The 12,029-nt window shown below is 43.7% G+C and carries 12 protein-coding genes; 7 read left to right on the forward strand and 5 right to left on the reverse strand.

Features of this window, described 5'->3' with window-relative positions; all coding sequences use genetic code 11:
- Window positions 1–160: 160 nt before the first annotated feature.
- Window positions 161–625 carry an SsrA-binding protein SmpB gene (gene smpB, locus PN470_RS21240; protein ID WP_002732921.1) on the forward strand — a complete coding sequence of 155 codons (465 nt, stop codon included), beginning with the start codon at window positions 161–163 and terminating at the stop codon, window positions 623–625.
- A gap of 118 nt (window positions 626–743) precedes the next feature.
- Window positions 744–1,292 (forward strand): DUF2808 domain-containing protein, encoded by a 549-nt coding sequence (locus PN470_RS21245; protein WP_002754207.1) that lies wholly within the window; start codon window positions 744–746, stop codon window positions 1,290–1,292.
- Between the two features lie 228 nt (window positions 1,293–1,520).
- Here PN470_RS21245 and PN470_RS21250 read toward each other — a convergent pair whose 3' ends face one another.
- Together PN470_RS21250 and PN470_RS21255 are read right to left on the reverse strand one after the other, a co-directional pair.
- Window positions 1,521–1,838, reverse strand: a complete 318-nt coding sequence (locus PN470_RS21250; RefSeq protein WP_002732376.1) for a KGG domain-containing protein — start codon at window positions 1,836–1,838, stop codon at window positions 1,521–1,523.
- Between the two features lie 403 nt (window positions 1,839–2,241).
- Window positions 2,242–4,485 (reverse strand): IMS domain-containing protein, encoded by a 2,244-nt coding sequence (locus tag PN470_RS21255; RefSeq protein WP_272105046.1) that lies wholly within the window; start codon window positions 4,483–4,485, stop codon window positions 2,242–2,244.
- Window positions 4,486–4,732: 247 nt separating this feature from the next.
- Between PN470_RS21255 and pdhA the strand changes: the two genes are divergently transcribed.
- From pdhA to PN470_RS21270, 3 genes are all read left to right on the forward strand, one after another.
- A complete protein-coding gene (gene pdhA / locus PN470_RS21260) occupies window positions 4,733–5,767 on the forward strand; it encodes a pyruvate dehydrogenase (acetyl-transferring) E1 component subunit alpha (protein ID WP_002733307.1) in 1,035 nt (344 codons plus the stop codon).
- A 199-nt stretch (window positions 5,768–5,966) separates the two neighbouring features.
- Entirely contained in the window at window positions 5,967–6,749 is a 783-nt protein-coding gene (locus PN470_RS21265) for a hypothetical protein (RefSeq protein WP_103113085.1), read from the forward strand.
- Window positions 6,750–6,862: 113 nt separating this feature from the next.
- Window positions 6,863–7,801, forward strand: coding sequence for a glycosyltransferase family 2 protein (locus PN470_RS21270; RefSeq protein ID WP_103113086.1), 939 nt, complete (start codon window positions 6,863–6,865; stop codon window positions 7,799–7,801).
- Between the two features lie 235 nt (window positions 7,802–8,036).
- On the opposite strand, the gene PN470_RS21275 is transcribed toward PN470_RS21270, so the two are convergent.
- Window positions 8,037–8,378 (reverse strand): hypothetical protein, encoded by a 342-nt coding sequence (locus tag PN470_RS21275; RefSeq protein WP_002731952.1) that lies wholly within the window; start codon window positions 8,376–8,378, stop codon window positions 8,037–8,039.
- Between the two features lie 34 nt (window positions 8,379–8,412).
- On the opposite strand from PN470_RS21275, the gene aat reads away from it, so the two are divergent.
- Window positions 8,413–8,994 (forward strand): leucyl/phenylalanyl-tRNA--protein transferase, encoded by a 582-nt coding sequence (aat, locus tag PN470_RS21280; protein WP_271935699.1) that lies wholly within the window; start codon window positions 8,413–8,415, stop codon window positions 8,992–8,994.
- A 578-nt stretch (window positions 8,995–9,572) separates the two neighbouring features.
- Window positions 9,573–11,048, forward strand: coding sequence for a bifunctional metallophosphatase/5'-nucleotidase (locus tag PN470_RS21285; RefSeq protein WP_002786872.1), 1,476 nt, complete (start codon window positions 9,573–9,575; stop codon window positions 11,046–11,048).
- Window positions 11,049–11,449: 401 nt separating this feature from the next.
- Here the strand turns inward: PN470_RS21285 and PN470_RS21290 are convergent, their stop codons facing one another.
- Window positions 11,450–11,680 carry a hypothetical protein gene (locus PN470_RS21290; RefSeq protein WP_043997424.1) on the reverse strand — a complete coding sequence of 77 codons (231 nt, stop codon included), beginning with the start codon at window positions 11,678–11,680 and terminating at the stop codon, window positions 11,450–11,452.
- Between the two features lie 92 nt (window positions 11,681–11,772).
- The coding region (locus tag PN470_RS21295; protein WP_272105047.1) for a hypothetical protein at window positions 11,773–12,029 on the reverse strand (257 nt) is incomplete at its 5' end.

Genomic DNA, 12,029 nt, shown 5'->3' on the forward strand with positions numbered 1-12,029 from the left:
CCTGACAAGGCCGGTGATCACCAAAGAGCCACCAGCAGTCAGTCCCCAGAGAGCAAAAGAACGAGTAAGATATAAAGATAAGGACATGGAAAAATCGAGATAATTAGCCGATACTGCCTCTACCAATCGCTTTTTTACTTTTCACTTTTCACTTGACTATATGGCCAATCAAGACGACAAAATCAAAATTATCACTGATAACCGGCAAGCACGCCATCTCTACGAGATTTTAGAGACTTTTGAAGCGGGGGTGCAGTTGCTGGGGACCGAGGTTAAATCTGTGCGCGCTGGTAAGGTAAACCTGCGGGATGGTTACGTTTTAGTCCGCAATGGTGAAGCGGTGTTAATTAATGTTCATATTTCCCCCTACGAACAGAGTAGCGAATATTTTAATCACGATCCGCGCCGGACGAGAAAATTGTTGATGCACAAAAAGGAAATCAGCAAACTCATCGGTCAAGTGGAACAGAAAGGCTTAACTCTTGTGCCTTTGAAGATGTATTTTAAAGGTAGTTGGGTAAAAATCAGCATTGGCCTCGGTAGAGGCAAGAAATTACACGATAAACGCGAAGATTTAAAACGTCGTCAGGATCAACGGGATATGGCACGAGCGATGAAGCGTTAACCAAGACACTTATCGGACTGGCAAAGGTCTAGGTAAGAAACGAGCGAGTTTTGTTAGAGTTGAACTGTATTCGGCTCCTTGCAGCCATCACCATCCCCCTCACCTTGGATTGAAATTTATGTTAAAACTCTTGACAAAAGTAATTAAATATGCTAGGACACCCGCTTTGATCGCTCTATCCTTAGGGGTGGGTGCGGGAATTATTTTACCAAAAATAACTTTAGCCAATGGCAACCCCGGCCTAACAATTTTTAGTGGAGTCGATCGCAAGGATATCTTAGATTATTTTTTGCAATTTGGCGGTCGTCCCAAGCAAATGGATCGTTATAAACTCTATATTCCCGCGAAAAAACTCTCCCAAGGGGCTTCAGCTTTTTTTATTTCCTATCCCGATTATTTTAACGGCCAGTTTGACACCAATAAAATCGAGGTACGCATCAACGGCAAATCTTTACCTTTAAAGGAAGTGGTTTGGGATAAGGATAGTCGCGTTATTCAAATTGTCCCCGAACAAGCGATCGATCCCACCAGCAAAGTTGAAATCGTCATGTCTAATGTCAGAAATCCCGAATTAGGCACTTATTACTTTACCTGTGATGTGACTGCCTCTGGCAATATTCCCGTCCGTCTCTACGTCGGTACTTGGATTGTCAGTATCGAACCTTAAAGTATTTATTGGGGATGGGGAAATGGGGGAATGGGGAATTTAACTAAAAACCCCAACACCCCAAAACCCTAGCAAAAATAAATTCAGAACGATTTTGCGCCGTTTCAGCGATCACTAAAATTGTTAAGAATTGTACAACCCTCTTGTTATAAGGCTTTTTATGTCATGAAACCTTAAAATGAGAATTGCTGCCAAAACCCTCTCAGTCCCAGAAAAAGTCAACCAAAGTCAACTATTTGCTTCCGAGTTGCCAAAATCTGAGGAATTTTCACCTATAGACTCGTTGACTGGGGAATTTTCCCCGGAGTTTAAGTTTTTGCGACTGCCTTTGTGAGAATTTTTGCCCCCTTCCCGTCCAATAGCTGCCATGTGGGACCGATCTCGGCTAACCGCTTCACCACCTTTTCGTCCCGCTTCGCGAGCTTCTTCGGAGGTAAATTCGTGGGCTGTCCCTTTTTGATGAGCAGCTTTACCACCTTTACTAGCGATTTCCCTTTGTTTAGCTTGATCCATAGAGGCAAAACCGCGTTTACTCTTACCTGTCATAATATCCCTCCTGTGTGAATGCTGATTTTAAAAGTTCTTAAAGACTTATGCGAGATTTTTAAAAGATCAAAATCATGGTCTTGTGGGTGAGCAAAACATTGAGATTGCCCCGCTTTTTTCCTCTAAGAACTATGGATCCCTACCTACGATTATAACTCATTAGCTTGACTTCTAGGGAACCAATTACAGCAATCAAAGAGCAGATTTTATGTTAAAAAATATTAAGAGAATCGAGCATTTATCAGTCTAAAGATATAGAAGTTATCTTAATAGTGAGGTACAAAGTTTTCGTTTAGGGGAGTCAGTCCTCAGTTATCAGTTTTTTTCCCCCTGCTCCCATCTCCCATCTCCCCACTTCCCAATTCATAATTCCGAGGTTTTTTGGGGATTTAATCGGAAAAAATTAGGGTAAGACTTGGGTTTTTTCGATCAACCATTTATCTCCTTGCCGTACCAAATCATAGCGCACCTTCAAGGACTCATTATAGGAACGATTGACAATTTCCTTGCCATTATCGAAATACATGGCCTTTTCGTTGACTGTCGCTTCCACCGTCGCTAAATTAGGATTTTTGGCATTATTAGTGACCGATCGCACATCCACTTGATGATCGTAGCGCCAATAGTTATTTCCCTGTAAAGCCGCCGCCCGTTTTTGCCAAATTTCCAAAGCTGAACCCGTTAAAACCTCTTTCAATGGCTCTTTTTGGTGTTCACTGCCAAAAGCCGCCGATTTTGCTGCTAACCAAGCTTGAATCGTCTCCTTGGCCTTTTCCTTGTCTAAGGGAGTCCTTTCCATCACCTCCGCGTTAGCCGAGGGAATTTCTAGTATGGGAGTATTTAAAGAAATCGGTAACTGTTCCCCTTGCAAGGCTGCCAAAGGAGATTGACTATCGACAATTGCCTTTACCCCCAAGGACAAAACCACGAGCGTTCCCACTAATCCTACTCCCAATATCGCCACTCGATCGAGTCGTAGTTTTCTGCGGACTGGTCGTCTCCGTTTCGGTGCGACTAGGGCAGTTTTTACCGTTTCTACGGCTGCTGGCCCGGAGTTGCCCGCTGCTGGGTGGCGCGAGCGACTAGGACGACGACGGGGGGGATTAAGTGCCGGTTGACGATCGGCTGCTGTCACCACCACACTGCCCTGAGTATAGGGGGTGAAAGTTTCCTGCTGAGGGGTGGCTCTCAGGGCAGGTACAGCAGTGCCTGTCCGCTCACCGTTAGCTCTAGCTAAAGACGGTTTTTGGGGACGAGAATGGGAAGAATAAGCAGATTCCCTCATCGGTGTCGCTCCTGGCACTGGGTTTAAATGGGTGGGGGGGGTGTGGGTTTTGAGAACATTTACTTCCGATTCTAAAGGTTCCCCAACCTTTTCTTGAACTGACACGGGAACTTTTTCGTCAGGAAAACCTGACAATTCTTCCAAATAATTTTGTACCTCTTCCTCGGCAAAATACTCTTTGAGTGAGGCTTTCCGCTCGACTAAATCCCTAAAATGGCAGAAAACTTCTGTTTGTAACCAACGCTCACCGTAACGACATAACCCAGGTAGAAGATCGGGAGATTGCCCAGATTGTTCCTTAATATAATTTAATATTTCTTGCTCTTGACTTGTTTCTAAAATTGTGCTTGCTTGTTCGGTTTGACCGAGCAGCAGGGCGCAGATCGAGCGCTCGATGGAGACATCCTGATGTTTTTGTAATTGCTGCAGGCGATCGCTGGCTGCCACAATAGCGGCGGGTTGTTTTTGGGCGAAACCGCGGGCAATCAAGGCATAAACCAGCAGATAATTACCCACCGCCGAGGGGCGTTCTGCCTCTTTTGCCCAGATTTTCTCCTGTTCGGCCTGAGTCAAATAAACCCGTAACTGTTGAATAAAGCGTAAAAAATTATCCACCCCCAACCCAGAGCGATCGTCGCCCTGGCCATCGATGCCACCGCGAGCGGCCAACATATCCTCCAAGAGATTTAAGCCCCGCTGACGGGCAAGACCGGGGTTTTTTTCTTGGGATAACAATTCCAGAACCTGGTAGGGACGCAAGCGATCGCAATCATGACGAATCTCGCCAGCCACTTGCGGGAACATTTGTTCTTGTTCCAAGCAGATCAAGGCTTTGGCTGCGGTGCTGGCCGCCTGTTCATAATTTTTATCCTGCCAATATTCCCGACTTAATTCCCCGTAGGCCAAAGCCAAGGTTAAGATCATATCTGGGCGAGTAGTTGGCTCCAAATCTAGATAAGTTTCAGCCAAACGAATCACTAACTCGTATTCTCCCAACTCTTGCAGGATGAGCAAAGCTCCCACCAGATCGGCGGGGGCAATGGTAATCTGGGGAGTGGGATATTCTGAGGAAGCGGCGGCCACCTCCCCACCCTGAGAATCGAGGTTTTCGGCGCTGCTATCTGGGTTGAGAAGCAGGGGATTGGGAGCGAAAAATTGGGCATCGTAATCACGACGGCGATCCGGATCACTTAACACTTGGTAAGCTTCATCTAACAAGTGCTGACGGGCAACGATCGCTGTTTGACTGTATTCTTGACGTGGCAATTGCCGTCCCCGATCGGCGTGGGCCAAATCAATCTGCTCGGCATTCACCTGAAAAGGGATTCCCAATATCCTGTAGTAGTCAAGAGGAATTCGCACGGTTAGCTGTACCTCAACTCTGGAGAGTCCTTAGTGAATTAAATGATGTAAGTGAGAGCGGAGCGAGTAAAATAACAAGATACCATCTTATCCTAGCCAATCTCTGACTGACTAAGATTAGATTTGAGAGAGAAAATACCAAGAACCCCTTGGTTTAAGACCAAAAAATTCACTGCCAGAATTCTCGAAAAATCTACCGCTTCCTCTCCCCTTGCCTTTTTGTTGTCTAAATGATACTACAGACCCTATGATTTCCGAACGTACTTTACCAACCTTTAATCCTGCTTCCATCATTATCACCAAAGCTGAAGGTCTTCGCCTATACGAGGATATGGTTTTGGGGCGGATGTTTGAAGATAAATGCGCCGAAATGTATTATCGGGGCAAAATGTTCGGTTTTGTCCATCTCTACAACGGTCAAGAAGCGATATCTAGCGGTATTATTAAAGCCTTGCGTCAGGGAGAAGATTACGTTTCTAGCACCTATCGCGATCACGTCCACGCCCTCAGTGCCGGAGTTCCCGCTCAAGAGGTAATGGCGGAGTTATTCGGCAAAGCTACTGGTTGTAGTAAAGGACGGGGCGGCTCCATGCATATGTTCTCCGCCGAACATAAGCTTTTAGGGGGTTATGCTTTTGTGGCCGAGGGGATTCCCGTCGCTACCGGGGCGGCTTTTCAAAGTAAATACCGTCGGGAAGCCATGGGTGATGCCAGTGCCGATCAGGTAACGGTCTGTTTCTTTGGGGATGGGGCGAGTAATAATGGCCAGTTTTTTGAGTGTCTGAATATGGCCGCCCTCTGGAAGTTGCCGATTATCTATGTGGTGGAAAATAATAAGTGGGCGATCGGAATGGCCCACGATCGAGCCACTTCTCAACCAGAAATCTATAAAAAAGCCAGTGTTTTTAGTATGGTCGGTGTGGAAGTGGACGGTATGGATGTGGTCGCCGTTCATGCCGCCGCCAGAGAAGCCGTGGCCCGCGCCCGCGCCGGTGAGGGGCCGACTTTGATTGAGGCCTTAACCTATCGTTTCCGGGGTCACTCTCTAGCAGATCCCGACGAGTTACGCAGTGCTGACGAGAAACAATTCTGGGGCGAAAGAGATCCGATCACTCGCTTTGCCGCCTACCTCTACGAGCGAGATCTGGCCACGAGAGAAGAATTAAAAGAAATCGAGGAGAAAATTCAAGCTGAAATCGAGGCAGCGGTTAAATTTGCCGAATCTAGCCCCGAACCCGATCCTAGTGAACTAACTCGCTTTATTTTCGCCGAAGACGAGTAATTTCAGTGATCAGTTACCAGTTATTCAGAGTTGAGTTTTCAGTTCACTGATCACTGATTAGTGATCACTGATTACTTAAGGTATTCTATGAGGGGGAGCAGCAAAATCACGCCTTGAATCTGGTTGCTGTTGAAAAAATCCGTAAAAAATAGTTGCGCTCTTGTATAATTCGCTAAAATCCAGAGAAATAGCTTTTGCCATGGCGACTACAGAAGCATTGAACCCCAGTCAGTTCGCATTCTTAACCAACCTCACCGCTGATCGTTCAAGTTTACCCAACCCACAAGAAGAAATGGACAAAGTTATCATTCTCGTTAATGCCGAAGCTCAAGCCAGTGGTCAGATGTCTCGGCTATCGCCCGTTACCGAAAAAATGGTGATTGCCTTAAAAAATGCGGTTCCTAAATCCTTGGCGGTGGAGGTGACGGGGACGGCTTCCTTGTGGTCAAAAATGGAGTCGGGTAAAACCGGCCAAAATAATTTAATCTGGTGTCCCTTAACAATTCAATTACCCAATTGGGTGAATTTTCCGGGTAAAAAAGTTTATCAAGCTTGTCGAGATATCGAGGAAAGACGCGCTTGGGTTGCCCATACCCTGCACTATAAAACCAGTCAGGGAGATTCTTCTTTTGGGGATCTTTGGTTGCCGATCACGGTGACATCTAAGGGTTTAGAATACGGTGAGGTAATCGGGGAGGGTATGATCCCTAACGCCTACAGTCAGCCGATTAGTCTAGAAAGAGAGAGTCTTAAGTCTTTATATCGGCTGGCAGCGCAATTACTGGATAATTTACAGGCTCCTGCTTCTGTTTATTTGCTACAGTTTCGTTTGGCTCATCGGGAAGTGGTTTTTGATCGTCTCTGGCCTTTTCCTGCCGCACCTGCGATCGCTTCCCTGCGCGGTCAACAGACGGATCTCTATGCAGCCTACTGGAATTGTTTACGTCGGCAAGCAACGCTCGATCATTCCTTGGCAATTTAAAGGCACTGTCTAGTAGTAATCTATTAAGTTGACAAAAGGGATACTTTAGCAGAATATTTAGAGCGTAGCGGCCGCCATAAAAACACGGCTTTTGTCCGTTCAACCTCTCGAAAATGCCGAAATATTCGCTAATTATCCCGATTTATAACGAGGAAGAAACCATTCCAGAACTCTATCGCCGTGTCAGTGATGTCATGGATAGTTTAGATGATTCTGTGGAACTGATTCTGATTAATGATGGCAGTCGCGACCGTTCCTTAAAATTAATGCGGGAACTACAGGAAAGAGATGCTAGGGTCTGTTACATTAGCTTTGCTCGTAACTTTGGTCATCAGGCAGCAGTAACAGCAGGACTTAATTTTGCTAGGGGTCAAGTTATTGTTGTCCTCGATGCCGACTTGCAAGATCCACCGGAATTGATTCCCAAAATGATTGAGTCTTGGCAAGCAGGTTATCATGTGGTTTACGCCCAGAGAACAAAACGGAAAAAAGAAAGTTGGTTTAAACGCCTAACTGCCTACGTTTTCTATAGATTGCTGCGACAATTAGCCGACGTGGATATCCCTGCGGACACGGGGGATTTTTGTCTGATGGATCGTCAGGTAGTGGACGTATTAAATTCTATGCCAGAACGGAATCGTTATATTCGCGGTTTGCGCGCTTGGATTGGTTTCCGACAAACTGCTGTTAAATTTGAGCGGGATCCCCGGTTTGCTGGCGAAGTCAAATACACTTTTAAAAAATCCCTAGCTTTAGCGGTTAATAGCTTGGTGTCTTTTTCTAAGATTCCCCTGCGTATTTCCACTTATTTAGGCTTATTTTCTGCTTTAATTGCCCTGTTGATGGCTTTACTGGTTCTCTACTGGCGCTTACAGCAACCCGACTCTCCTGTTACTGGTTTAGCTACTATCTTGATCGCTGTGTTTTTCTTGGGTTCGGTACAATTGATCAGTATTGGCATATTAGGGGAATACGTCGGGCGAATTTACGAAGAAGTTAAAGGCAGACCAGCCTATACAATCGCTGAGATCGCTGGGTTGGAAATTAATTAAACCTTCCCAACAACTATCAATTAATTCTTGTCGATTAAAGATTTTGTTAACTTCTTAAATAAGCAATAAGCTGTTGACTATCTAAATTACTGGTTAAGACCGTCTATGATCGAGAAGAGAGGGTTTGATCATTTGTCCTAAAATTTCTAATAGGCAGTGCAGCTTACCCCATTCGTACAAAAAAATTAGCAGAGCAGCTAATAGAAATTAAACTCCAATAGCAGAGAAAAACTGTCTAACTTTGCCCACAACAGCGATCGATCCCTAAACTATCTAAAATTAAATCACTAACGGCGTTAGCGATGGCAAATTCACTATAAAAACTTTCGCGGAAATCAAAAGCTTGCATCTCGGTAACGATCGCAATCACCAAGTTACCGAGATCGTTTTCCCCTTCCAAACGCTGACGCAGAAAAATTTGACTAGCACGTTCAGCGATAGTATCGTTAATAGCTTCGGGAATAAATTCCGCATCTAACCAACGATGCAAAGCGGTGCGCAGCCAAGTTTGTTCCTGTTGGGGATTTTCGATCGGTGGTAAAGTAATAGGCGGAATTGGTGCGGGATGATCGGGCATAATTAGAGAATGATCAGGCTACGAGACTGAATTCTTGGGGGGAGTTGTGGATACCGCCTCTATTATACAAGGATACGCACGCGGTTACTTTCTCATGGCCGATGAGGGGGGGCGATTGGATTGGTATTCTAGTAAAAATCGCGCTCTTATTCCTCTAGATCAGCGTTTTAGCTATCCCAAGTCCCTAAAACGAGTTTTGAATCAAAATCGCTTTACCGTGGCTATTAACCGCGATTTTGCTGGGGTTTGTGCCGGTTGTGCCGATCGCTCGCTGACTTGGATTTCCCCGGAGTTAATCCAAATCTATCAGCAATTACACCAAGCCGGTTGGGCCTACAGTTTCGAGACTTGGCAAGGGGATCAATTAGCGGGGGGGATTTTAGGTTTAGCAATTCGCGGGGTTTTTATCGGAGAATCGATGTTTTATAAAATTCCCGATGGTTCTAAGGTAGCCATGGTCAAGTTAGTTGAACACCTCAGAGAACGGGATTTCTGTCTATTTGATGCCCAAATGCAAAATCCCCATCTGGCTAGATTTGGGTCCTATACTATCCCCGAAAAAGAATATCATCTCCTATTGAAAAGCGCTCTGTTGAAGCATTGCCATTTTGTTTAAGTATTGTTTCCGATTGTAAGTAGCTAGACACAATCTAAGTACAGGACAAGGTGGCGCATCTTAACAATTTTTGACAAAATCAACTTTGTCTGAGTTGCTTACCCAGTCGGCGATTTAGGCATATTTGAGGAGAATTGGCCATCTCAATTGTTAAGCAAAAATCGACCAAATGTTAAGATTTCGTAACTATTTTGATTGACTTGTATCACCTGAAATGCCCATGAGGATCACAAAATTGGCCAATTGTCAATAGCTTTTGAGATGCTCTCATCCTGATTGGCGCGAGTTATGCTATACTATAAGCTTAGGCTTTTCGTTACTTGGCATGATTCGATCAGGGGGCATAAATCGAAGCAATGTCTTTCTGTGTAAGGGTTTTATCCTTTATAACCCCCCTCCATTGCATAACACAAACCGAAGAGCCTAAACTGCTAAAAGCTGAACTTTTTCTGGATCGGCTAGAAGAAATCACAGACCAAGCTTCTGACGGTATTCAGAAAGCCAAGCTTTAAACCGTTCGCAGTACCCAAATCAAACTATCTCTTTCATTTAATCAACTCAAACTACTGGAGAGGCTCATGGTTGAAACTACAACAAAACTCAAAAAGTTTACGATTTTACATTCCAATGATATGCACGGCGACTTTTTAGCGGAGGCTAAAACTGGACAAGGTGGTTTGATCGGCGGGTTATCATTGCTTTCTGGTTATATCAATCAAGTGCGTCAAACGGAAAAAAATACACTTTATGTTATTTCAGGTGATATGCTTCAAGGTTCGATGATTGATACCGAATTTAAAGGCTTATCAACCATGGAAATTATGAATTACCTAGCACCTAATGTAGTGACTTTAGGAAACCACGAATTAGACTATGGCTTTCCTCATTTGCTCTTCTTAGAAAAAATGGCAAACTTTCCTATTGTTAATGCCAACTTGTACATTAAAAAGTACGGTAAAAGGTTGATGAACCCCTATATCATCCTCAATGTAGATGGATTTGATGTTATGTTCATTGGTATTGTCACCGAAGAGGTTCTTAGTGCCTTAAAGCTGGACAAAAGCATTGGTACATTTGTTGGACTAGAAGATGCGGCGGCTGAAGTTGGTAAGATCTGTAATACCTACAAAAATGAAGATATTGATTTGACAATACTCCTAACTCACATTGGTTTTGAAGAGGATCAAAAGTTAGCGGCTATGTTAGACCCTGAGTGGGGGGTGGACATGATCATTGGTGGACATTCTCATACACTTTTAGAACAGCCTGCCCAAGTAAACAACATTTTAATCACCCAGGCCGCCGTTGGGACTGATCAGATCGGACGTTTCGATATTACAGTAGACGACGATACGAACAGCATTGTCGAATGGAAATGGGAACTTATTCCTATTAATGATCAGGTAGCTAGTCCTGACGTAGATTTGCAAAATTTTATCAATACCTACAAAGAACAAGTAGATCGCAAGTACAATCGTATTGTTAGCCGTTTAAATCGTAAATTGACTCATCCCGTGCGCGAACAAGAAACTGAGTTAGGTAATTTAATCGCTGATATCTTCTTAGAAATAGATACGATTGATGTCGTGCTTGTCGGTAGTGGTTCCATACGAGGTAAAGAATTAGGGCCTGTGGTCACTCTTGAAGATCTTAAGAAGGTTTATCCCTATGATGGTTCTCTTTATAAAATTAAAGTTACCGGAGCGCAACTGACAAAGGTATTTACCCATTTTCTGCGCCCAGAAAACAGAAAGCCTGGGGAAAGTCAATGTTATCAAATCAGCAAAGGTGTTCGAGTAGTTTATAACAATACTAAGAAAGCAATTGAATCTTTCAGTATTAATGAACAACCTGTAGAGGCTGATCGTTTATATGTAATCTGCGTGCAAGATTATCATTATCAAAATTCACTGAAGAGTTTGAATCTCACGCCTGAAGAAATAGCTAACGCTAAAGTTGTTACTACTTCAAGCCAAGGTGTTCTTGAAGAATATTTAAGTACTCATCAACTTCTTGACGGTCAAGTGGAAGGACGCTGGACTTTTGTTAACTAGAGTTTATGACTCTAGCAAATTCGTGAAGCGTCTGAATGGAAACGATGTGTAGGGTTAATTCATGAATTAACCCTACAATTTTTTTACTTCTAATTAGTTAAGCGTCTGGTACTAAATTCGGTTATTAAAGACTGATTATCTATTCCCATTTTGCTGTTCGGCTATCCTGATATGTAGCCTATACTCAACGGATTTAGTATTAAACATCCGAAGTAAACGTGAGCGGCGATGCTGTATGCTTTTTTTATGTTAATGGATTCTTTAAATCCTTTTATAATCCCTATTATTCGAGTTCTTGAGGTTCAATAACCAACTTAATTCCCTGAATAATTAATTTGATTTTTTTCCTTGTGGTTCTCCTAAATCAATCCAATAAATATCACCTTGAAAAATCGTCATATTTACTCAGATAATTGGCGTTGATGATGGCGTATTCCCTCTAACATCAAAGTTTCTGATTCGTCCAACCCATCACTATAAGCTTCATTCCAACTATCTATTAATCGTTGTTTAGTTGTTTTTTGATCATTCAATCCTAATTGTTGATGTAACTGTTCTAATAACCATTTTTTATCTTCAAGAGAACAGTCTCGTAACTTTTGTTCCAGTTCAATAATTTGAGGGGATATCATAAAATTAACTCCATTTAACATTGAGCTATATCATAATTCTAACAACAAAAAAGCACCCCCTCGCGGGAGTGCCTTTTCGTTCAGACTAGAACTTAACCATTGATAGCAGGAGCAGTCAGAGCTACAGGAGCCTGTTCACCACTAGCTAAGTCTAAGGGGAAGTTGTGAGCATTGCGCTCGTGCATTACTTCCATACCGATACCAGCGCGGTTCAGCACATCGGCCCAAGTACCGATTACACGACCTTGAGAATCGAGAATCGACTGGTTGAAGTTGAAACCGTTGAGGTTAAACGCCATGGTGCTAACACCCATTGCCGTAAACCAGATACCGATTACCGGCCAAGCAC

The sequence above is a fragment of the Microcystis sp. CS-574 genome, from assembly GCF_028329095.1.
In the GTDB taxonomy this organism is placed as follows: domain Bacteria; phylum Cyanobacteriota; class Cyanobacteriia; order Cyanobacteriales; family Microcystaceae; genus Microcystis; species Microcystis ichthyoblabe_A.

Excerpts from the sequence above, each read along its gene's own strand:
- smpB (WP_002732921.1), top strand. The coding sequence starts at position 161 with ATGGCCAATCAAGACGACAAAATCAAAATTATCACTGATAACCGGCAA.
- PN470_RS21245 (WP_002754207.1), top strand. The coding sequence starts at position 744 with ATGTTAAAACTCTTGACAAAAGTAATTAAATATGCTAGGACACCCGCT.
- PN470_RS21250 (WP_002732376.1), bottom strand. The coding sequence starts at position 1,838 with ATGACAGGTAAGAGTAAACGCGGTTTTGCCTCTATGGATCAAGCTAAA.
- pdhA (WP_002733307.1), top strand. The coding sequence starts at position 4,733 with ATGATTTCCGAACGTACTTTACCAACCTTTAATCCTGCTTCCATCATT.
- PN470_RS21265 (WP_103113085.1), top strand. The coding sequence starts at position 5,967 with ATGGCGACTACAGAAGCATTGAACCCCAGTCAGTTCGCATTCTTAACC.
- PN470_RS21270 (WP_103113086.1), top strand. The coding sequence starts at position 6,863 with ATGCCGAAATATTCGCTAATTATCCCGATTTATAACGAGGAAGAAACC.
- PN470_RS21275 (WP_002731952.1), bottom strand. The coding sequence starts at position 8,378 with ATGCCCGATCATCCCGCACCAATTCCGCCTATTACTTTACCACCGATC.
- PN470_RS21285 (WP_002786872.1), top strand. The coding sequence starts at position 9,573 with ATGGTTGAAACTACAACAAAACTCAAAAAGTTTACGATTTTACATTCC.
- PN470_RS21290 (WP_043997424.1), bottom strand. The coding sequence starts at position 11,680 with ATGATATCCCCTCAAATTATTGAACTGGAACAAAAGTTACGAGACTGT.